Source organism: Providencia sp. PROV_01 (assembly GCF_053098325.1).
The window spans coordinates 1,487,796-1,511,293 of record NZ_JBRFKD010000002.1; the positions used below are offsets into that span (position 1 = coordinate 1,487,796).

Sequence of the window (23,498 nt, forward strand, 5' to 3'; positions counted from 1 at the left end):
TTTGTCATTCATCAGCGTTTATTGAGCTGTTGGTGGGTGACTGTGTTCAATGTCCTCTGATTTCTTCGAGAAACGGCGACGGATCACCACGAAGAATACAGGAACGAAGAAGATAGCCAGCGAGGTTGCTGCGAACATACCCCCAAGAACACCAGTACCTACTGAGTTCTGGGATGCAGAACCTGCACCATTACTAAATACCAGTGGGATAACACCTAACATAAATGCTAGAGATGTCATCAGAATTGGTCGTAAACGCATTTTAACTGCATTCAGTGTTGCTTCGACTAACCCTTTGCCTTCTTTTTCCATCAAGTCTTTGGCGAATTCAACAATCAATATTGCGTTTTTCGCCGATAGCCCAATGGTGGTTAAGAGGCCCACTTTAAAGTAAACGTCGTTGTCTAAACCACGAACACTGGTGAACAATAACGCACCAATAATACCTAATGGAACCACTAACATAACTGAGAATGGAACAGACCAGCTTTCATATAGAGCAGCCAGACACAGGAATACCACTATCAAAGAAATCGCATACAGTGCAGGGGCTTGGTTACCTGCTAAACGTTCTTGATAAGACATACCCGTCCACTCGTAACCAATTCCTTCAGGCAGGTTTTCAGTGGTGAGTTTTTCCATTAACAGCATCGCATCACCCGTACTTTGTCCCGGAGCTGCTTGGCCTTGAATATTCATCGCAGGGACACCGTTATAACGTTCTAAACGTGGTGAACCATACTTCCAAGGATCTTTGGATTCGTCCATAAATGCAGAGAACGGAACCATTTTACCTTGGTTATTACGAACATACAGGTTACTGATGTCAGAAGGTAACATACGGCTTTCTGCGTCACCTTGTACGTAAACTTTCTTCACACGACCACGGTCGATAAAGTCATTCACGTAGCTTCCACCAAACATAGAACTCAATGTTGCGTTGATATCACTGATAGCGACACCTTGAGCCTGTGCTTTTTGTCGGTCAATATAAATACGGTATTGCGAGGTATCATCCTGACCATTTGGGCGAACACCTTGAAGCATTTCTGGGTGCTGAGCCGCCAATCCAAGCAACTGGTTACGGGCTTGCATTAGTTTATCATGCCCCAAGTTACCTTTATCAACTAACTCAAAGTCAAACCCGTCTGCGGTACCTAACTCAACAATTGCGGGTAGGTTAAAGGCGTAAATCAATGCCTCTTGTTTTTTTGACAGTGCGATATTCGCACGCTGTACAATCGCATCAACGTGGTTTTCATCACCTTTACGTTCGCTCCAATTTTTCAGAACGACGAAGGCAAGACCCATATTTTGTCCTTGACCTGCGAAGCTAAAGCCCCCAACGGTAAAGACCGATTCAACGTTTTTAGCTTCTTCGGTATGGTAGTAGTTATTCACTTCATCTAGTACCGCTTGGGTTTGTTCTTGCGTTGATCCCGGTGGTAATTGGATCATTGACAAGAATACCCCCTGGTCTTCCGCCGGTAAGAAGGAAGACGGTAAGCGAACGAACATGAACGCCATACCAACCACTAACAGCAGGTAAATGACGAGATAACGACCAGTACCGTTAAGCATACGGCTTACACTGTCGGTGTAGTGGTGTGCTTGTTTTTCAAATGTACGGTTAAACCACCCAAAGAACCCTTTCTGGCTACCATGGCTGCCTTTTTCAATTGGCTTCAACATGGTGGCGCACAGTGCTGGCGTTAAGATCATCGCAACCAGTACTGATAAGATCATGGAGGATACAATGGTAATTGAGAACTGACGGTAAATTGCCCCTGTAGAACCCCCAAAGAAGGCCATAGGGATAAATACCGCAGACAGCACCATTGCAATACCGACTAACGCACCTTGGATTTGACCCATTGATTTTTTGGTCGCTTCTTTTGGTGATAAGCCTTCTTCTTGCATAACACGCTCAACGTTCTCAACAACAACGATGGCGTCATCGACGAGAAGCCCGATGGCGAGTACCATCGCGAACATGGTCAACGTGTTTATGGAATAACCAAATGCCGACAAGATAGCAAAGGTACCTAACAATACGACAGGTACTGCAATCGTTGGTATCAGTGTTGCACGGATGTTTTGTAGGAACAAATACATTACAACAACAACCAGCATGATTGCTTCTACTAACGTTTTAACCACTTCGTTAATTGAAATTTTAACAAATGGGGTTGTATCGTATGGATAAACAATCTCTAACCCTTGAGGGAAGAAAGGTTTCATTTCCTCAAGCGCGGCACGAACGTTATTAGACGTATCTAATGCGTTCGCTCCCGTTGCCAGTTTAATACCGATACCTGCTGCTGGCTTACCATTAAAGCGGGCAATCGTACTATAGTTTTCAGCACCTAATTGGACCTCAGCAACATCCTTAATACGTACTTGTGAACCATCTTGGTTTACACGTAATAAAATATTGCTAAATTCTTCAGGGCTATTTAACCGTGTCTGCGCAATGATAGAAACGTTTAAACGCTGATTTGCTACAGATGGTGAACCACCGAGTTGTCCTGCTGCGACTTGGTTATTTTGAACCTTGATCGCATTAATGACATCTGTGGTGGTCATGTTGTACTTAACAAGTTGCTCTGGTTTTAGCCAAATACGCATTGCATATTGGGTACCGAACAGTTGAGTTTCACCTACACCGTTAACTCGGCTAAGTGGGTCTTTAATATTTGACCCTACATAGTCGGCAATATCATATTGCCCCATTGAGCCATCGTTAGAAACGAAACCCGCAACCATTAAGAATGAACTAGTTGATTTATCGACACTAATACCTTGTTGCTGAACTTCTTGTGGCAACAATGGCATCGCCAGTTGCAATTTGTTTTGCACTTGTACTTGCGCGATATCACCATCAGTTCCTGCTTCAAATGTCAGCGTAATGCTAGCAGAACCTGATGAATCACTGCTCGATGACATATATACCAAGTTATCGATACCGTTCATGTTCTGTTCGATAACCTGCGTTACTGTATTTTGTACCGTCTCAGCATCCGCTCCCGGATAGTTAGCTGAAATAGAAACAGCCGGTGGCGCGATGGTCGGGTACTGCGAAACAGGTAACTGGATAATTGCCAACAGACCAGCAAGCATGGTGATAATAGCAATTACCCACGCAAAAATTGGTCTTTCTATAAAAAACTTAGGCATTAATCAGCCGCTCCCTTATTTAGACTTTTCTTCAGGTTTTGCCTGATTGTCTATGGATTGCGTTTCTAAGTTTGCTTCCTTAGGATTCACAACAATTCCTGGTTTGATTTTTTGTAAGCCGATGACAATGACACGATCACCTGCTTTTAGACCTTCAGTTACCAGCCATTTGTTGCCAACTGCTTGTCCTGCTTTAACTTTTCTGACTTCAACTTTATTCTCAGCGTCAACAACCATGACTTGAGAAGTTCCTTGAGCCGTACGAGATAAACCTTGTTGCGGAACTAGAATCGCATTATCAATAACACCATCTTCTAATACAGCACGAACAAACATACCTGGAAGTAATTCTTTGTTCGGGTTAGGGAACATAGCTCTCATCGTGATAGACCCTGTTGTTTCATCAACAGTGACATCAGAGAATTCCAGAACACCTTTTTGTGCGTATTCTTGACCGTTGTTGTTGATCAAGCTGACAGGTGCTTTTCCTGATTCCCGCTGTACAGCGCCTTTCGCTATCTCATTTTTGAGGCGTAAGAAATCGTCACTTGATTGTGTTACGTCAACATAGATAGGATCAAGTTGCTGAACACGCATTAATTCAGTGGTTTGCCCTGTTGATACTAAAGCCCCTTCAGTCACATTCGATTTGCCAGTACGGCCGCTAATCGGTGCAGTCACTTTGGTATAATTCAGGTTGATACGTGCAGTTTCAACCGCCGCTTCAGCCGCTTTGACGGCAGCGAGTGCTTGCGCATAGGTTGACGTTGCTTGGTCGTATTCCTGACGACTAATGTAATTAGTCCCTAACAATGGTTTATAACGCTTCACCGTTAATGCAGCCAGATTCGCATTAGCTTGTGCTTTTGCTAGCTCCGCTTTTGCGCTGTCATAGGTTGCTTGGAATGGTGCCGGGTCAATTTGGTATAAAGATGTCCCTGCTTCTACGTCGCTACCTTCTTTATAGTTGCGCTTCAATATGATGCCACTAACCTGAGGGCGAACCTCAGCAACACGAAATGCGGATGTTCGGCCTGGTAACTCGGTTTTGAGCGTCAGAGGTTCGGCTTTAAGCGTAACAATTCCTACTTCAGGCGCCGGGCGTTCTCCGCCACCTTGTTGTTCATCGTTACAACCGGATAGAGCCAATCCACCTGAAAGAACTAACAGAGCCAGAGGTAACACCCCTCTGTTTTTTCGCATAAGTTAACCTCAATTAATCAATATGAGTTCAAAACAAAAATAAGAAAAATGGTAAACAATATGATTTATCACTGTGCTATAGTACAAACATACACGAATGTATGTAAATCAGCTTTCGATAGAAACGGGTCACAATGGCACGAAAAACTAAACAACAGGCTGAAGAAACCCGTCAGGAAATATTAGATGCTGCCATCAAAACATTCTCTGAACGAGGAGTTTCTGCCACATCATTAGCCGATATTGCAAAAGCAGCGGGGGTTACCCGAGGTGCAATATATTGGCATTTCAAAAACAAAGTTGATCTCTTTTATCAAGCTTGTGAATTTGGTGATAACCAAATAGTACAAGCCGAAGAATATTATCGTTCTAAATATACCAACGATCCACTTTCAATACTAAGAGAATTATTAGTTTATATTTTGACTGATTTTATTGAAAGCCCTAAAAACCGCGCTTTGATGGAAATTTTCTTTTTGAAGTGCGAATTAGTTGGCGAAATGGCAGAGTTAGTTGATTTTAAACGCGCTAATTACGTCGCAAGCCAATGCCGAATTGTGGATAACTTGACTGCCTGTATTGATGCGGGGCAGCTTCCAGCAGACCTTGATGTGGAGTGTGCCGCGATTATGATCCGTTCATTAACGTCTGGTTTGTTAGAAAACTGGCTACTCCAATCAGAAAATTTTAATATTAATCAACATACAATTACATTGGTTGATACACTATTAGAAACACTAAAATGTAATACCGCGATCCGGTTAAAACCCATTCAAACTGAATAAGTGGAGTCCGACATGACCTCTATCTTGATTATTGCCAATGGAGCACCTTACGGCAGTGAAACATTGTTCAACTCATTGCGATTAGCGATAACGTTAAAAGAGCAAGAGCCACAGTTAGATTTAAAAATTTTTCTGATGTCAGATGCAGTGACAGCAGGTTTAGCGGCTCAAAAGCCTAAAGAAGGCTACAACCTTCAACAAATGTTAGAGATTTTAACGGCACAAAATGTTCCCGTTAAATTATGCAAAACTTGTACAGATGCCCGTGGTGTGAGTGAATTAACCCTTGCTGATGGTGTTGAAGTTGGTACATTGGTCGAGCTTGCAAGCTGGACATTAACGGCTGATAAAGTATTAACTTTCTAATATTCTACGTAAAATGTGTTTGGTTAGGTAAAATTAGGTGCTGATAGGCTGTTATCGGCACTTTGTTTAATTAAGCAACGTATTATTCGTATAAAGGAATGCCATTATGATGAAACAACAATGGAAGTGGCAGCAGTTAGTATCAATCATACTGTTCTTTTTCATCGCATCTTTTTCCAGCTCAATTACGGCACTAACGTCAAATAACTTACCTGATAAGAATGAAATTAAAAGTGCACTCAATGCATTGAATAAAAAAAACTCACTCAGTGAGGAAGATAAACTTGTTCTCGCCGATCTGGAAAAAACCTCAGATTTTTATGACGAACTGGATAAACTCGAACAACGAACGGCTGATCTGCAAAAAAAACTCAGTAGCGCGAGTGAAGAATCAAAACAAGCTGCACAAGGTTTGTTGCAAATAAAAAATGAAAATGAACAACTCACCGAAAATTTCCTACGAAAAATACAAGATAGCTCTCTTTCACAATTAAAAGCATTACAAACCTCTTACTTAGAAAATCTGCAAACAGAACAAAATGACCTCGCAACCTATAGTAGCCAATTAATTGGCTTACAAACGCAGCCTGAAAGGGCACAAGCGATGATGTTGGAAAATGCGAGACGATTGCAGGAAATTCGTAATGAGCTAAATAGTTCATTAAATGAATCTGTGAATTTAAGGCCGACTCAAATCACAATGCTGCAAGTTGAACAGTACTTATTACAGCAGCAAAATGAATATCAAAAACGTATTCTAGAGGCTAACACTCAATTACAAGATGTACTGCAAAAACAGCGTGATTATACCGCAGCATATATTGAACAATTGGAACATCATATTCAGCAAGTACAAAATGCTATTAGTCATCGCCGCCTAAATGACTCCCAATCAACGGTGCGTGAAGCATTAAGTACTTCTGAAACCGATATCAAAGCTCAACAAAATCCCCTTATTCAAAAAGAAATTGCGATTAATAATGCGCTGAGCGACCGGTTAATTACAGTGACAGAAAATAGCAATAAATTGGTTCAAAATGGTATCCGTGTAAAAACCTGGCTTGAAAGAGCGACACAGTCAGAACGAAATTTAAAAGAACAAATTAATGTATTACGCGGTAGCTTATTGCTTTCACGAATTTTGTTTCAACAACAAATTGACTTACCACCTGATATTCTAACGAAAAATTTACCCACAACGATCGCCGATTTGCGGCTTGAACAATTTGATGTTAACCAACAACGTGATGAACTTTACCAACCTAATGATTATATTACGAAGTTGGAACAGCAATTTGAGATAAAAACTGGGGATGAGCTTACCAATAGCACATTATTATCAACGGAAGATAAATCCACGTTATTGAAACTATTGGAAGTTCGTCGTGGGTTATTAGATGAACTTAACCAGCAGCTTGGCGGGCAAATTTCGCAAGCAATCAACCTACAACTGGATCAAAACCAATTATTGAGTGTAGTGGGGTCGCTTGAAAATACCTTGGCACAGCAAATATTTTGGGTGAATAGTAATAAACCGATTGATTTGGAATGGGTGAAAGCTTTTCCTGAAGCCGCAGCGACACAAATTAATAGCTTTGATTTTAGTTTATCAAACCGCAGCATTAAACGGGGCGTGAGTAATTCACTGTTAGTGGTTATTCCACTTGTTTTGGTCGCGCTACTGTTTATTTGGTTTAATCGTAAAATTAATAACCGATTGCAAGATATTGACCAACGGCTTTCAAGTTTGCGCAATGATAGCGTACTAAGTACGCCATTTGCGATTCTGCTGACATTAATGCAAACATTGCCTATTTCACTGTTTTTACTCGCATTTGGTTACTGGTTTTTGAAAACAGGGAATGTACAAGGCCCATTTTTCTGGCAGTTCAGCCAACAGTTAGCGATATTTTGGGCGTTATTTGAGCTGACGTTTCGTGTGTTGAAACCCCAAGGTATTGCACAAAAACATTTTGGTATTGAAAAAGAGAAAATATCTCAAACACGACGTAGAATGATTAGGCTATCGATTCCTCTGGTGCCACTTATTTTCTTTTCCACTTATGGCGTTAGCAACCCACTGAAAGTGTCTGAGGACGTGATTGGCCAATTAATTGTGCTAGTTTCTCTTATACTGTTGTGTATTTTTACAATCCCATTTTGTAAACAGGTTTGGCAAGAGAAAGGTAGTCACTTAACGCGCAGTATTGTCATGACATTACTGACATTTTCGCCATTAATTTTAGTGGGCTTAATGATGGCGGGGTATTACTACACCACATTGCGTTTGGCCAATCGTTGGTTAGATAGCCTCTATCTTCTACTCCTGTGGTATATCACTTACAATGCTTGCTTAAGGGGACTAACACTGGTGGCTCGTAAGTTGGCATATCAACGTGCTATAGAACGTCGTGCGATGTTGAAGCAAGAAGATGTTGAAAACGAACCCATTAAAGAGCCACCCATGACCATCGAGTTGATTAGCCAGCAATCGCTACGCCTGACAACGATGGTGTTGTTTATTATCTTTGCGTTAGCGTTTTATGCAATTTGGTCTGACTTTATCACCATTTTCTCTTTCTTAGATAGCGTGAACTTGTGGAGCTACACCGCCACATCGGCAGAAGGGGGAAATATTTTACAATTCGTAACCTTAGCGAATTTAATATTGGCTCTTGTGATCATCATTGTGTCTTGGGTGATGACTCGAAATCTCCCTGGGTTACTGGAAGTATTGGTGTTATCACGGTTAAAACTCCGTCAGGGTTCTACTTATGCTATTACGACAATATTAACTTATATTATCGTGGGGATTGGCGCGATTGCCTCGTTAGGGATGATTGGCGTGACATGGAACAAATTGCAATGGTTAGCCGCTGCTTTAACCGTCGGGTTAGGGTTTGGCTTACAGGAAATTTTTGCCAACTTTGTCTCAGGGATCATTTTACTATTCGAACGGCCGATCCGTATTGGAGACACTGTTACGATTGGCACCTACTCAGGAACGGTAAGTAAAATTCGTATCCGGGCAACCACTATTGTCGATTTTGATCGTAAAGAAGTGATCATTCCGAATAAAGCTTTTGTGACTGAGCGGTTGATCAACTGGTCGCTATCAGACACCGTCACGCGCATCACGATTGCGATCGGCGTGGCTTATGGTTCTGATCTGGATAAAGTGAAGCGGGTTTTATTATCGGCAGCAACCAGCAATAACAAGGTGATGACCGAACCCGCTCCCAATGTTTATTTCACCAGTTTTGGCGCCAGTACGTTAGACCATGAATTACGTTTTTATGTGCGGCAAATTGGTGACCGTGGCGTGACAAGTGATGAAGTGAACCGCGCGATAGACAAATTATGTCGAGAAAATGACATTGATATTGCATTCAACCAGTTAGAGGTTCATTTGCATAATAATAAAGGTGATGAAGTGCAAGAAGTGAAGCGAAGACCTAAAGATAGTGATGGTGAAACGCACTAGACCCGTTAAGTTTCTTTGGTGCAGGTAGCTTGTGCTGCTTGCACTTGTTTTGACATATAATCATTTTTCACAATTTCAAGTGCTTTGAGAACCACATCGGTGTCTATCTCAGAGGTTTCTAATAAGTAGATTAAATCAACAGCAAGTTGGATTTCTTGTGGAGCATCTTTGAGTGAACTCATACTGATTCCTTCCAATATTTAATCAAAATATTGATTTTCTTGATGTTCAATGGCTTTCTCAATACGCAAAAGTGCTTGGCGGCAACGGTACAAACGCCCTGCAAGTACAGCGAGTTCTTTTTGGCACTGGTGTTGAAGACGGTGGTCAGTTAGCTCACTTAAATGAAGCTCTTTTTCACTCACCATCGCTTGTAAGCGTCGTTCATAGTCTTGGTGTTGTGATAAACGTTCATATAAATCAATCTGTTCCTTTTTCTTAGTAAAACTGGATTCTTTCTCACGTAAAGCTTGTGTAGAAATCTCCCGAGAAATGGCTTGTATTTGGTGGACTATTTTCTCCGTTAGGAAATTGACCTGCTCGCTGTGGTTTAACGTTACGCTGTGGCACAATTGCTGATACAAGGTCTGTAATTCATTTTGGCAATCCCCTAGACGGGTGGATTTGCGGCTAAACAATTGCATGTCGAAGCGTGAATGTGAAAACTCAAGGTCTTTTATGGGGGCCACTCGAGTTTTCAATTCATCAATCTGCTTTTTTAACGCATCTAAAAGAGCGGGGATTTTCATTTTTTGTTCTCATTAAGTGTCAAAAATAGCGGAATATTGATATTCAGCAACAAAACTGATGCCAAATTGACGGCTTCTTATTGCATTTTTATGGTACTTTACATAGATTCTACACTTTCGTGTTTACTACATGGCTTTTATTATGACCGCTAAAGAGCAACAACTGCAATTGATTAAAGAAAGTATCGCATCTATCCAAGATTATCCAATCGAAGGTGTGATTTTTCGTGACATTACCACTTTATTAAATAACCCTGCTGCATACCAAGCAACAATTGATATGTTAGTCGAACATTATCAAAATAAAGGCGTCACTAAAATTGTAGGAACTGAAGCACGTGGTTTTCTATTCGGTGCTCCAGTCGCATTACGTTTAGGCGTAGGTTTTGTCCCTGTACGTAAAAAAGGGAAATTACCACGTGAAGTATTAAGTATGACTTACGACCTTGAATATGGTACGGATACACTTGAAATCCATAAAGACAGCATCAACCCTGACGATAACGTCTTAGTTGTTGATGATCTACTCGCGACAGGTGGTACAGTGGAAGCAACGGTGAAAATGATCAAACAGCTTGGTGCTAATGTTGTTGAAGCTGCGTTTATCATCAGCTTACCTGATCTTGGCGGTGTTGAGCGTCTACAAAAAGAAGGTGTTTCTTCATATAGCCTTGTTGAGTTCCCAGGCCACTAATCTTTATTTTCCCTCTATTTTTATCACAGCCTCGCTGTATAGGTTGAGGCTGTGGTAGCATGGTACTATGATTATATATATTCACGTACCATGTTAAATGACAGTGGAATCCATGAGCTATCAGGTACTTGCCCGTAAGTGGCGCCCCCAAAAATTTTCAGACGTTGTTGGTCAACAGCACGTTTTGACTGCACTCGCTAATGGGCTAACGCATCAGCGGCTTCATCATGCCTATCTTTTCTCCGGTACACGTGGCGTAGGAAAAACGACGATTGCTCGCCTGTTTGCCAAAGGCCTTAATTGCGAAACAGGGATAACTGCATCGCCTTGTGGGCAATGTGCCAACTGCCTTGAAATAGAGCAAGGGCGATTTGTCGATTTAATTGAAATTGACGCAGCCTCTCGTACTAAAGTCGAAGACACTCGTGAATTATTAGACAATGTCCAATACGCGCCAGCACGTGGGCGCTTCAAAGTTTATTTAATTGACGAAGTACACATGTTGTCTCGTCATAGTTTTAATGCGTTATTAAAAACGCTTGAAGAACCACCTGAACATGTGAAGTTTTTGTTGGCGACGACTGATCCGCAAAAACTCCCTGTGACCATTTTGTCCCGCTGCTTGCAGTTCCATCTAAAAGCGTTAGATGTCACGCAAATCAGTGAGCAACTTGAACTCATCCTGAATGCAGAAAATATTGAACATGATCAACGTGCTCGTCAGTTGATAGCAAGAGCAGCGGATGGCAGTTTGCGTGATGCATTAAGCTTAACTGACCAAGCCATTGCGATGGGGCAAGGGAAAGTCACGGCTGATATCGTTAGCCAAATGCTAGGAACTCTTGATGACGAACAGCCATTAGCCATTATTGAAGCACTAGTACGTGCCGATAGCATGGCGGTGATGGAACAGGTAGAGCAAGCTGCTAGTCGCGGTGCAGATTGGGAAAACTTGCTGGTGGAAATTCTGTCGCAATTACACCGTATCGCAATGATCCAACTGCTTCCAGCTGAGCAAGAAACAGACCCATCTTCGACAGAGGGGCGGTTACGGCAGGTTGCAAGGGTAATTTCCCCTGCAGATCTCCAATTGTTTTACCAAACGTTATTAGTCGGAAGAAAAGAACTTCCCTATGCCCCTGAGCGGCGTATGGGGGTTGAAATGGCACTATTACGTGCATTAGCTTTTCATCCTAAAAATGTGATTGCTGAAATTGAAGCTCCGCCACAGGTTATCCCGCAAGCCGCTGTTCAATCAGCACCGTCTGCGGCATCAAATATGTCGCAAAGGGTGCCTCCGACACAAGTGCGAGCGGAAAATCTGCCAGACAATAGCCCAACATTACAGTTATTGAAGGCGAGGCAGGCGTTACAATCTCCCCAAAGTGAGGATCCTAGCCCAAAAAAGGCTAAACCGGTGATGCCTGAAAGGGCTAAGCCGGCGGCATCAGCACTGGAAAGGCTGGCCGCCGTGACCAGCAAACATCAACAAAATGTGGAAAATAGAGCGGCTCAGGCAGCAAAACCACAAAAACCAAAGCAGTACCAGTGGAAACCGCAAAATGAAGAGTCGATGGCTCCAAAAGAAGCGGTAACAACGCCAAGCGGAATCAAAGAGGCGTTGGAATATGAAAAAACGCCTGAATTAGCCGTTAAAATTATTGAAGAAGGGCGAATTCGGGATAGCTGGTCAGGGAAAATCGCAAAATTAAATATTCCCAAACTGGTTGAACAATTAGCTTTGAATTCATATATAGAAGAATTAAGTGATTCGCAAATTATTTTACATTTGCGCTCAGCTCAGAAGCACCTCGATAAACCATCGGCCCACAAAGTGTTGGAAGAAGCTCTGAGTGAACAATATGGTCGTACTGTTGAACTGAAAATCGTTCATGATGATAATAGCGAGGTGAAAACCCCGTTAGAATGGCGACAGGCGATTTATGAAGAAAAACTGGCACAAGCGCGCCAGTCTATTATTGCGGATAAAACGATTCAAAAACTGCGCTCAATGTTTGATGCGCAATTAGATGAAGAGAGTATTCGCCCCGTTTAACGCTACAGTCTCATTATTAAGCTGTAGCCTCAGTTGTGAGAGATAACTATGTTTGGTAAAGGTGGATTGGGTAACCTGATGAAACAGGCCCAACAAATGCAAGATAAAATGCAAAAAGTTCAGGAAGAAATCGCTCAACTAGAAGCTACAGGCGAATCTGGTGCAGGGTTAGTTAAAGTGACGATTAATGGCTCACATAACTGCCGCCGTGTTGAGATTGACCCTAGCTTGCTCGAAGACGACAAAGAAATGTTAGAAGATTTGATTGCAGCGGCATTTAATGATGCTGCACGTCGTATCGAAGAAACTCAAAAAGAAAAAATGGCGAGTGTTTCTAGTGGTATGCAATTACCACCAGGCTTTAAGATGCCATTCTAATGCAAACAAGTCCGCTTCTTGAATCGTTGATGGAAGCTCTGCGCTGTCTCCCGGGGGTTGGCCCCAAGTCAGCGCAGCGAATGGCTTTTCATCTTTTACAGCGTGACCGAAGTGGGGGAATGCGTTTAGCGCAATCGCTCACTCGAGCCATGTCTGAAATAGGTCATTGCCGTGATTGCAGAACATTTACAGAACAAGATATCTGTAATATTTGCGATAACCCACGTCGTCAACAAAATGGTTTGATTTGTATTGTTGAAAGTCCAGCAGATATCTATGCAATAGAACAAACCGGGCAATTTTCCGGGCGTTATTTTGTCCTTATGGGGCATTTGTCCCCACTTGATGGAATCGGCCCAATGGATATCGGCCTTGATAGACTCGAAGAGCGTTTGGCGTCCGAGACTATCACTGAAGTGATTTTAGCAACCAATCCAACGGTTGAAGGAGAAGCGACGGCAAACTATATTGGGCAAATGTGTGCTCAATATGGGGTGGCGGCGAGCCGAATTGCGCACGGTGTGCCAGTGGGTGGGGAGTTAGAGTTAGTCGATAGTACGACGTTGTCTCATTCGCTCTCCGGCCGCCTTAAACTTTGATATCCTCGTCATACTTTGCACTGTAGCGTTGTTGTCTTCATGCGTTAACCCTAGTCACATACTGGTGTATGCTCCTAGGGATTAACGTATTTGACGCCTAGCTACAGCACAAATTATTTAGAGGATATGATTGGAGATGAGTAAAATTATTCCTTTCATTAACTACCTTTAAAATGATTGCGGTTGTTATTATTTTCTTTCTAATCATTGGCTTTTGAGTTTGGTCTGCTAAATTTTTTATCCCTTTCGCTTGAATTTCTGTTTTTCGCCCCCAACTAATCTGCATCGATAAGTCAAACCTATCCAATTAGATTGATGAAATAGAGGCGATTAATGAGTATGAAAGGACAGGAAACGCGTGGTTTCCAATCAGAAGTTAAACAACTCCTCCAATTAATGATCCACTCTCTTTATTCGAATAAAGAGATTTTCTTACGTGAATTGATCTCCAACGCATCAGATGCAGCAGATAAACTGCGTTTTCGAGCATTATCTAAACCAGAATTGTATGAAAACGATGGTGAGTTGCGTGTGCGTATTAGTGCCGATAAAGACCAAGGTACATTGACCATCAGTGATAACGGTATCGGTATGAGCCGTGAAGAGGTGATTGAAAACCTTGGAACTATCGCAAAATCAGGCACGAAAGCATTTTTAGAGTCATTAGGTAGCGACCAAGTCAAAGACAGCCAAATGATTGGTCAATTTGGTGTCGGCTTCTATTCCGCATTTATAGTGGCCGATAAAGTGACGGTACGTAGTCGTGCGGCGGGTGCTCCTGCCGATGAAGGTGTGTTCTGGGAATCTGCTGGTGAAGGTGAATATACCATCGCTGATATTGAAAAAGCGGAGCGCGGCACTGAAATTACCTTGCATTTACGTGATGATGAAAAAGAATATCTCGATAACTGGCGCCTACGCTCAGTGATTAGCAAATATTCTGATCATATTGCTTTACCCGTTGAAATCGAAGAAAAAAATGAAGAAGACGGTACGGTAACTTGGGAAAAAATTAACCAAGCGAAAGCATTATGGACTCGCAGTAAATCTGAAATTTCAGACGAAGAATACGCAGAATTCTATAAACATATCTCCCATGACTATGCAGACCCGCTGACATGGACACATAACCGCGTAGAAGGTAAGCAAGAATATACTAGCTTGCTGTATGTGCCGTCTAAAGCCCCGTTTGATCTATGGAATCGTGACCAACAGCATGGTTTGAAACTCTATGTTCAACGCGTATTTATTATGGATGACGCGGAACAGTTCATGCCGAATTACCTGCGCTTTATTCGTGGGGTGCTGGATTCCAATGATTTACCGTTGAACGTTTCGCGGGAAATACTGCAAGATAGCGCATTAACTCGTAGTTTACGCAGCGCATTAACCAAACGTGTTCTGCAAATGTTGGAAAAACTGGCCAAATCTGATGCAGAAAAATACCAAACTTTCTGGCAACAATTTGGTTTAGTGATGAAAGAAGGTCCTGCAGAGGATATGGCAAATAGCGAAACTATTGCTAAACTTCTGCGTTTTGCGACGACTCATACCGATAGCAGTGTACAGAACGTCTCTCTAGAAGAGTATGTTAGCCGCATGGTTGAAGGCCAAGATAAAATTTACTATATCACTGCAGACAGCTATGCAGCGGCAAAAGGTAGCCCACACCTTGAGTTATTCCGTAAAAAAGGTATTGAAGTCTTGCTGTTATCTGACCGTATTGACGAATGGATGATGAACTATCTGTCTGAATTCGACGGTAAACAGTTCCAATCCGTAAGTAAAGCAGACGAGTCATTAGATAAGCTAGCGGATGAAAACAAAGCAGAACAAGAGGAAGCGGATAAGCAATTAGAGCCATTTGTTGAACGCGTTAAGTCATTCCTTGGTGAGCGCGTTAAAGACGTTAAACTCACGCATCGCTTAACGGATACGCCTGCCATTGTCACAACAGACGTGGATGAAATGAGTACACAAATGGCGAAACTGTTTGCAGCAGCTGGGCAAGCCGCACCAGAAGTAAAATATAACTTCGAATTGAACCCAACGCATCCATTGGTGAAAAAAGCTGCAGAAGTGTCAGATGAATCCGTGTTTGCTGATTGGGTGGATGTCTTGTTGGATCAAGCACTGTTAGCCGAACGTGGCACATTGGAAGATCCAAACCTATTTATACGTAAAATCAATGAATTACTTTTAAAGTAATTTAATTTGATATTTTCGATATTGAGCATAAACCACGCTTTTGCTTGTGCTTTAGCGTGGTTTTTTTCTTTTGCGAAAAAAGATAAATGCGAAATCGTTTACGTGTGTTCTTGAGTAAAGCAGCATGCTAATGGTATGGTAGCTTGTTTTCTTTTCAAATTATAAAAATCTAAATAGCAAGGGGTTTACGCAATGCGTATCATTCTGCTTGGCGCTCCAGGCGCTGGTAAGGGCACTCAAGCTCAATTTATTATGGAAAAGTTTGGGATCCCTCAAATTTCAACAGGTGACATGTTACGTGCCGCTGTTAAATCAGGGAGCGAACTCGGCTTACAAGCTAAAGAGCTGATGGATAACGGTAAATTAGTTACTGATGAATTAGTTATCGCATTAGTTAAAGAGCGTATCAAACAAGATGACTGCCGCAATGGCTTCTTGTTGGATGGGTTCCCTCGTACAATCCCACAAGCGGATGCGATGAAAGAAGCGGGCATCACTGTTGATAATGTACTGGAGTTTGATGTACCAGACGAAATCATTGTTGAGCGTATTATTGGCCGTCGTGTACATGCACCATCAGGCCGTGTTTATCACATCAACTTTAACCCACCAAAGGTTGAAGGCAAAGACGATGTAACAGGTGAAGAACTAACCATCCGTAAAGATGACCAAGAAGACACCGTGCGTAAGCGTCTGGTTGAATATCATGCATTAACTGCACCTTTAATTGCGTATTACCAAAATGAAGCTAAACAAGGGAACACCAAGTACTTCAAATTAGATGGTACACGTAAAGTGTCTGAAGTTAGTGAAGAACTGGCGAAAATTTTAGGTTAATATTTGTACTAACTATGCTTTGTGTTGCAGTAATTGTAACTGCAATTCGAATTATTTTAAGTATAAGGTATTATATGGAGGCAGCGATGATCGCTGCCTTTCTTTTTTATACCACTTGGTGACAAAAATCGTTAATTAACTGTGCTAAAGTTGGGAATAATTATCAATTAGGAGTTGTTTCATGTCAGAAAAAAAATACGGCATTTTGTTAGCAAACTTAGGAACCCCTGATGCCCCAACAACCTCAGCAGTGAAACGCTATTTAGCCGAATTTCTTAGTGATAAACGCGTTATTGATGTACCGCGCTTGATTTGGAAGCCGATTTTACATGGGGCGATTTTGCCTCTTCGCTCTTCTAAAGTGGCGAAGTTATATAAGTCTATTTGGTTAGAAGGTGGCTCACCATTACTGGTTTATTCTTTGCGTCAAAAACAAAAGTTAGCAGAGTTATTGCCTAATATTGCTGTAGAGATAGGCATGAGCTATGGTTCGCCTTCAATTAAAAGTGCGGTAGATAGTTTGCTAGACCAAGGTGTTACCGACTTAGTGGTTCTTCCACTGTATCCACAGTATTCCTGCACGACAACTGCAGCGGTTTATGATGCATTAACCCGAGCGTTTGAAAGTAGACGTACCATTCCAAGCGTGCAATTCATTCGTAGCTATGCGACACATCCTGCTTATATTCAAGCTTTAGTGGCCTCGATAGAAGCAAGCTTTGCCCTGCATGGTGAACCCGATAGGCTAATATTGTCGTTCCATGGCATTCCACAGCGTTATTGCGATACAGGTGATATTTACCAGCAAGAGTGCGAAAAAACGGCAGAGGCACTCCGTGAGGCGTTGAATTACCCAAGCGATAAAGTCATGCTCACCTATCAGTCACGTTTTGGACGTGAGCCTTGGTTGATGCCTTACATGGATAAAACTATGCATGAATTACCCTCCCAAGGCGTAAAATCCGTTCAGGTCATTTGTCCAGGGTTTTCAGTTGATTGCCTAGAAACATTAGAAGAAATTAGCGAACAAAATAAAGAATTTTTTATGAGTAGTGGCGGTGATAAATATAATTACATACCGGCTTTAAATGATAATCCAAATAGCATTCATATGATTAATTCAATAATTCAAGATGTACTAAAATAACTAATTCAGCAAATTAATGAAGAAAAGTTTGCTTATCGATATATCAATAGGCTCATTATGGACTATAATCACTTATCTGAAATTATAAATGATTGAATAAATGTTATGTCTTTTGGAATTAATATGAGCAATAAGCAGCCCCCACAAGGTAATATAGAGCAGAAGCCGTCTTCTGCTCATCAATTTCATATACAACAAAACGATGAGATTGATTTAATGGCCTTGTTTTCCATTTTGTTAAAACATAAATTTTTGATTCTTATATTTACGATTGTTTGTATTGCGGTGAGTGTTGGTGTTGTTAAACTATTACCTCAAAAATGGAGCAGTACTGCTATTGTTATTCCCCCCGCATCTGAAGAGCTCAAAGAAGTTAATGCATTTAAAGCGCAATTGGATGTATTAGATGTTCCTGTTGATCTAAGTGCTCAACGTGTTTTTACTGCGTTTATTGACCAATATCGTTCGAAAGTTAATCAAGAAAGTTATGTGAGAAGTACTGAGTATTATCATAACCTTGCAGAGAAAATTGACCCAAAAGATGATGTTATCGCTCAGCAAAGGCTAGTGAATTCAATCATTTCAAATGATATTAAAATTCAAGATCTGTCAAAAGAAAAAAACAGTACTTCAAATGATATTGTTTTAAGCTTCACTGCTCCGTTGCCAACTGAAGCCCAAGATTTACTAGAAGGCTATATTCGTTATAGTGCATCGAAAGTAAGGCAACAGCTAAAAGTTGAAATCGATAATATGATTTCAGAGAAACTTATTTATGCCAGTGAGTCACTAAAACGCGAAGTCAGCAAAATTCAAACTGAATACGATGTTAAGGTTGAAAGGCTTAAACGAGCTGTTGATATTGCAAAAGCCGCTGGAATTGAAAAACCGATCGCCAGCGAATCTGTTGCTATCAATGATGACCCTGATTACCCTATTGCGTTAGGGACTGAAGCTTTAGAGAAAAAATTACTGATTGAAACTCAAAATCGTGATTTAGCATTGATGAGCGAAAACCTACAAAACCGTAAGATTTATATTGATGATTTACAAGAGTTAACCAGTAAAGAGTTAGATTTTACGCCAGTTAAATTTATTTTAACGCCAGACTTACCATTGCATAAAGATTCGCCTAAATCAGCGTTAATTGTTGCGTTGAGCGCCATATTAGGTTTAATTTTGAGCTGTGCATTTGTGTTAAGTCGGGAGCTTTATCGCGATTATAAATATCAAAATCAGTAAAATTACCGCCAAATGACAAACAATGAAGCCAGTGCCTTCTTTGCAGGTGCTGGCTTTATTTTATCGTGTTAGAATAGGGCGATGTTCCATTGTTAATCTTCTAATTATGAAATTCCCCGGTCAGCGCAAATCGAAACACTATTTTCCTGTTAGTCTCAGAGATCCTTTATTACAGCCTTTAAAAGAAACCTTGGCAGATGATGAGAATTGTAAGTCCTATATCGTTGGTATCGACCAAACATTAGTCGATATTGAAGCGAAAGTGGATGACGACTTTATTCAGCGCTACCAGTTGAGTAAGGGGCATTCACTGGTTATTGAAGATGATGCCGCCGAAGCTTTGTATAAAGAGCTCACAGATAATGCATTGATTACTCATGAATTTGCAGGTGGAACGATTGGCAATACCTTGCACAATTATTCGGTATTAGCGGATGACAGGTCTGTTTTATTGGGCACAATGTGTAATAACATCCAAATTGGTAGCTATGCATATCGCTACCTGTGCCATACCTCAAGCCGCATGGATTTAAATTTTCTACAAGGTGTGGATGGGCCTATTGGGCGCTGTTTTACCTTGATCACTGAAAATGGCGAGCGAACTTTTGCTATCAGCCCTGGCCATATGAATCGCTTGCACCCAAATAGTATTCCAGAGGATATCATTGCGGGTGCTTCTGCGTTGGTTTTAACGGCTTATTTAGTCCGTTGTAAACCCGGAGAAACCATGCCTGATGCGACTATGCAGGCTATTGCGTATGCGAAAAAGCACAATGTTCCCGTTGTGTTGACGCTTGGAACAAAATTTGTCATCGCTCAAGACCCTCAATTCTGGCGTGATTTCTTAGCGGAACATATTTCAGTCGTTGCAATGAATGAGGACGAAGCGCAGGAACTGACAGGGCTGAGCGACCCATTACTCGCCTCTAATATGGCATTAGACTGGGTCGATTTAGTTTTATGTACAGCGGGCCCATCAGGCCTATATATGGCCGGCTACACCGAAGACGCTTATAAACGTACGACGCAGCACCCACTATTACCGGGTGCGATTGCAGAATTTAACTTATATGAATTTAGCCGAGCAATGCGCCAACAAGATTGCCAAGTTCCATTACGTATTTTCTCTCATATTGAGCCTTATATGGGCGGGCCTGAAAAAATAATGAACACGAATGGGGCGGGAGATGGGGCGTTATCGGCATTACTTCACGATATTACTGCCAATTCTTACCATCGTTCAAATGTACCGAATTCCAGTAAACATGAACGCCAATACTTAACATATTCCTCTTTAGCTCAAGTATGCAAATATGCTAACCGTGTGAGTTATCAAGTATTAACTCAGCATTCACCTCGTTTGAGTCGTGGCTTACCTGAAAAAGAAGATAGTTTAGAAGAGTCTTATTGGGAACGTTAAAGCGAAATAATTCTCATTTGAATTAATGATGTCAATTTTAAGGCACTTCAATATAATTGTTATTGAGGTGCTTTTTTTCGAACAATTATTCTGATGAATTGTTGTCACTAAATTTTATTAATTGAGGTGATTTTTTTACCTTCAAATTATATATCTATAAATAATGTAATGCTTAATGATGACTAATATAGATATCCATATGGTGAGTGTAATATTAATAATGGATGAGAGTTTGAGTTAATTTCAGACTAATAAATAAAAGCTGTATGCTACTTTAGGAGTATTCATATTTGGCATACAGCTAATTATTTTTAAATAAATAAGTATGGTTAATGCTAATTAATGTTGTTTAGCAACAGTGAGCTTACTTTCTTCTTTAACTATTTCAGCTGCTTTTGCATCTTCAGCTTCATAACGCATCGCCTGTGGTACTGAGATTTTAATCGCAATAAATACCGCTAAGAAGCCGCCTACTAGTTTGCCCAGTAAAATAGGTAAAACGAGAGTAGGTTGAAAGTTGGCCGTGAAGGCAAGATGATCACCGATGGTCGCTTGTGCGCAAACACCAAATGCCACACATAATACCTTATCCCTCGCTCGCATTTCTTTGAATAAATGATAAGTAGCGATAATGTTTGCCATAACCATAATAAAACCTAAAGAACCTGTATCACTCAGTTTTAAACGGTTACTTAATGCACGGACTAAAGGCTTGCAGTAGCGTTGGAACAGATAACAAATGGGGAATGTGCCCGCTAACATGATACCGATATAACCCGCAATTTCGATGGCACGGAATAGTTCATTTTGGTCAGCAAACAGTGGGTCAAAGCCCCATGCGCCGAAAACTTTGGTGAATACACCAGTAAAGTGTTCAACAATGGAAAATGCTAAGACTAATTTGACGAATGCATCCATAATTTTACCAAAAATCAGGAAGCCCGTTACCATTAACATCGGGCGATATTTTAGCCCTGCGGCTAATAAAAAACAGAATACAAACAACGGCATCAGGTATTGCAACATGGTAAAGAAATCTAAGGTTAATTGATGTGCCGCTGGTGAGTTCGTAGAAATAATGTCCCTTACAGGAATATTATTGAAGGTAATTAATAGCAGCGAAGCCAATACACCAAATGGTATGGAGATCAACCCTGCCATCGCACCAAGTGCAAGGTATTTATGATCTTTACGATTTAACATTGTTAACCCTACAGGGATCAGGTAAACAATAGTGGCTCCAGAGGTATAACCGATCAACATTGCGGTGATCCACATATCTCGATTAGTCGTTAGTGCATCGGCAAGTTGGTAGCCGCCCATATCAACGGCAATAATCGATAAGGCTGCAATAGAAACGTCTGAGCCGACAGAGGAAAAGACGGGGCCAAGAATGTAAGAGATTAATTGCGAGAGTAGCGGAACAGCAGCCATGATCCCGGCTTGAGCGAGAAATACGGGACCAATAGAAAAGATCCCATTAACAAACTCTTTTCCAAGCTCGCTGGCGGGTCTAACAATGGATGCGACAGCACCAATAATGGCGCCACACATAATTAAATAAATAATGTAATTTCCGAATTCAGCCATGGTAGGGTTTCCTTTTATTATTTTAGTGTCTTAATTGGCGAGAACGGGCAATGATGTCGCGATATTGTTCCATCACACCTTGCATATTCGTTCCATCAGGATGTGTCACAGTTGCATTGCGTCTTACCGCCATTTCATGAGTGATCCCGAGACCTTTGCGAGCTAACAAGGCGGCGCCTAGTGCAGTTACTTCACGGTTTGCTGGTGCTTCAATGTTTTTTTGTAATAAATTGGCTAAAAATTGCTTAAAATATTGATTTGAAGAGAGCCCTCCATCGACTGAGATTGACTGGCCTAGTGGTGAAATTTTTTCCATTGCAAAAATAACTTCAGCGGAACGTGCGGCTATGCCTTCCAAAACCGATTGCATCATGTCTTTTTTGTCGGTATCTAATGAAAGACCCGCCCAAAGGCCTGCAGCACTGCGATCCCAATATGGACATCCTAAACCGGATAATGCAGGGACAAAGGCTAGGCCGCGTTTAATAGCGGATTCAGCTCTGAAATCCCCGAGTTCATCGAATGAGTCAAATAAACCGATTTTGCGAGCCCAATTGATGGCAGATGCTGCGTTGTAGACGCCGCCATCTAAACCAAATACAGGAGGTTGATTGGGAAACTTCCAACAGAGTGTGGGCAATAAACCGCTGTCATGAGTTTGTGGAATATCAGTGCCAGTTAGTGCTTGCAAGAACGCGCCGGTACCGAAGGTGATTTTGGCATCACCTTTTTCACGGCAGCCATGGCCGAATGTGCCAGCAAATTGGTCAACGATAATGGCGGTGACTGGGGTGAGGTGCCCATCGAGGTTGATAGCGCCAAAGTCACCAATGTTATCTTTAATAGGCGGCAAGCAATGGATGGGAACACCAAAAATGTCACATAGTTCTTGATCCCACTCTAGCGTATGAATATTGAGTAATGAAGTTCGAGATGCCGAGTTATAGTCGGTGACGAATACGCCACATAACCGGTCGAGAAAAAAAGCATCCATCGTACCGATGCGTAATTTATTTTTATCCGCTAATGTTTTCGCACCGACAACATTGTTAATAATCCAGCCCATTTTGCTGGCGGAAAAATAAGGGTCGAGAGGTAAGCCTGACTTAGACTGTACCAGCGGCTCTAACCCTGCTTCCTTGAGCATTGAGATGGTTTTTTCTGTCCGTAAGTCTTGCCAAACAATTGCGTTGTATAAAGGGCGCTTGCTATCCGCATCCCATGCGACAATGCTTTCACCTTGGTGACAAAGCCCAATAGCATCAACGACTTCGCAGCTATGTAAGCATTTAATGATGTTTGCCAGTATTTCCTCTGGGTCATGTTCAACCCAACCACTATTCAGCGTGATTTGTTTATGAGGAATACTCATAGGGGAGTGGTAATGGCCGCCTTCTTCAAAGACAACGACCCGGGTTCCCGTTGTTCCCTGATCGATAGCCGCATAACGTTGATTGAGCATCACAGTATTCCCAGTGTTATAAATGTTGTAAATAGGTCTGTTTTTTTGCTTACTATCGTTTAATCGGAAATAAAATCCACAAAAAACTCACAGTAAGTTTC

Annotated in this window: 18 protein-coding genes; 12 read left to right on the plus strand and 6 right to left on the minus strand. The window is 41.5% G+C overall.

What is annotated here, in order from left to right; translation table 11 throughout:
- Window positions 1-18 precede the first annotated feature (18 nt).
- Window positions 19-3,177, minus strand: coding sequence for an efflux RND transporter permease subunit (locus ACU696_RS07310; RefSeq protein ID WP_447343055.1), 3,159 nt, complete (start codon window positions 3,175-3,177; stop codon window positions 19-21).
- 15 nt (window positions 3,178-3,192) lie between these two features.
- Window positions 3,193-4,380 carry an efflux RND transporter periplasmic adaptor subunit gene (locus ACU696_RS07315; RefSeq protein ID WP_004913654.1) on the minus strand — a complete coding sequence of 396 codons (1,188 nt, stop codon included), beginning with the start codon at window positions 4,378-4,380 and terminating at the stop codon, window positions 3,193-3,195.
- Between the two features lie 134 nt (window positions 4,381-4,514).
- On the opposite strand from ACU696_RS07315, the gene acrR reads away from it, so the two are divergent.
- The 3 genes from acrR (at window position 4,515) to mscK (ending at window position 9,015) form a co-directional block, all read left to right on the plus strand.
- Window positions 4,515-5,165, plus strand: a complete 651-nt coding sequence (gene acrR / locus ACU696_RS07320; protein WP_123382367.1) for a multidrug efflux transporter transcriptional repressor AcrR — start codon at window positions 4,515-4,517, stop codon at window positions 5,163-5,165.
- A gap of 12 nt (window positions 5,166-5,177) precedes the next feature.
- Window positions 5,178-5,531: a DsrE/DsrF/TusD sulfur relay family protein gene (locus tag ACU696_RS07325; RefSeq protein WP_004913652.1), complete on the plus strand. Its 354-nt coding sequence runs from the start codon at window positions 5,178-5,180 to the stop codon at window positions 5,529-5,531.
- A 106-nt stretch (window positions 5,532-5,637) separates the two neighbouring features.
- Window positions 5,638-9,015 (plus strand): mechanosensitive channel MscK, encoded by a 3,378-nt coding sequence (gene mscK, locus ACU696_RS07330; protein WP_109912057.1) that lies wholly within the window; start codon window positions 5,638-5,640, stop codon window positions 9,013-9,015.
- 5 nt (window positions 9,016-9,020) lie between these two features.
- Here the strand turns inward: mscK and rsmS are convergent, their stop codons facing one another.
- Together rsmS and priC are read right to left on the minus strand one after the other, a co-directional pair.
- On the minus strand, window positions 9,021-9,197 hold the full coding sequence (rsmS, locus tag ACU696_RS07335) for a pleiotropic regulatory protein RsmS (RefSeq protein ID WP_004913648.1): 177 nt from the start codon (window positions 9,195-9,197) through the stop codon (window positions 9,021-9,023).
- An 18-nt stretch (window positions 9,198-9,215) separates the two neighbouring features.
- On the minus strand, window positions 9,216-9,764 hold the full coding sequence (gene priC / locus ACU696_RS07340; RefSeq protein WP_004913644.1) for a primosomal replication protein PriC: 549 nt from the start codon (window positions 9,762-9,764) through the stop codon (window positions 9,216-9,218).
- Between the two features lie 142 nt (window positions 9,765-9,906).
- Between priC and apt the strand changes: the two genes are divergently transcribed.
- From apt to ACU696_RS07385, 9 genes are all read left to right on the plus strand, one after another.
- Window positions 9,907-10,458: an adenine phosphoribosyltransferase gene (gene apt / locus ACU696_RS07345; RefSeq protein ID WP_004913642.1), complete on the plus strand. Its 552-nt coding sequence runs from the start codon at window positions 9,907-9,909 to the stop codon at window positions 10,456-10,458.
- 112 nt (window positions 10,459-10,570) lie between these two features.
- On the plus strand, window positions 10,571-12,514 hold the full coding sequence (dnaX, locus tag ACU696_RS07350; RefSeq protein WP_004913639.1) for a DNA polymerase III subunit gamma/tau: 1,944 nt from the start codon (window positions 10,571-10,573) through the stop codon (window positions 12,512-12,514).
- A gap of 48 nt (window positions 12,515-12,562) precedes the next feature.
- Window positions 12,563-12,892 carry a YbaB/EbfC family nucleoid-associated protein gene (locus ACU696_RS07355; protein ID WP_004260403.1) on the plus strand — a complete coding sequence of 110 codons (330 nt, stop codon included), beginning with the start codon at window positions 12,563-12,565 and terminating at the stop codon, window positions 12,890-12,892.
- On the plus strand, window positions 12,892-13,491 hold the full coding sequence (recR, locus tag ACU696_RS07360; protein ID WP_004913633.1) for a recombination mediator RecR: 600 nt from the start codon (window positions 12,892-12,894) through the stop codon (window positions 13,489-13,491). The genes ACU696_RS07355 and recR overlap by 1 nt, the downstream gene beginning before the upstream one ends.
- Window positions 13,492-13,830: 339 nt before the next feature.
- On the plus strand, window positions 13,831-15,699 hold the full coding sequence (htpG, locus tag ACU696_RS07365) for a molecular chaperone HtpG (RefSeq protein ID WP_004913627.1): 1,869 nt from the start codon (window positions 13,831-13,833) through the stop codon (window positions 15,697-15,699).
- A 192-nt stretch (window positions 15,700-15,891) separates the two neighbouring features.
- Window positions 15,892-16,536, plus strand: a complete 645-nt coding sequence (gene adk / locus ACU696_RS07370; protein WP_004913624.1) for an adenylate kinase — start codon at window positions 15,892-15,894, stop codon at window positions 16,534-16,536.
- A gap of 181 nt (window positions 16,537-16,717) precedes the next feature.
- Complete coding sequence (gene hemH / locus ACU696_RS07375) at window positions 16,718-17,683, plus strand: ferrochelatase (protein WP_004913620.1); 966 nt, start codon at window positions 16,718-16,720, stop codon at window positions 17,681-17,683.
- Between the two features lie 123 nt (window positions 17,684-17,806).
- Complete coding sequence (wzz(fepE), locus tag ACU696_RS07380; RefSeq protein WP_004913617.1) at window positions 17,807-18,925, plus strand: LPS O-antigen length regulator Wzz(fepE); 1,119 nt, start codon at window positions 17,807-17,809, stop codon at window positions 18,923-18,925.
- Window positions 18,926-19,031: 106 nt separating this feature from the next.
- Window positions 19,032-20,345, plus strand: coding sequence for an inosine/guanosine kinase (locus tag ACU696_RS07385; RefSeq protein WP_004913614.1), 1,314 nt, complete (start codon window positions 19,032-19,034; stop codon window positions 20,343-20,345).
- 339 nt (window positions 20,346-20,684) lie between these two features.
- On the opposite strand, the gene eutH is transcribed toward ACU696_RS07385, so the two are convergent.
- Together eutH and ACU696_RS07395 are read right to left on the minus strand one after the other, a co-directional pair.
- Window positions 20,685-21,935, minus strand: a complete 1,251-nt coding sequence (gene eutH / locus ACU696_RS07390; protein WP_447343056.1) for an ethanolamine utilization protein EutH — start codon at window positions 21,933-21,935, stop codon at window positions 20,685-20,687.
- A 22-nt stretch (window positions 21,936-21,957) separates the two neighbouring features.
- On the minus strand, window positions 21,958-23,397 hold the full coding sequence (locus ACU696_RS07395; protein ID WP_110732206.1) for an FGGY family carbohydrate kinase: 1,440 nt from the start codon (window positions 23,395-23,397) through the stop codon (window positions 21,958-21,960).
- Window positions 23,398-23,498: the final 101 nt, after the last annotated feature.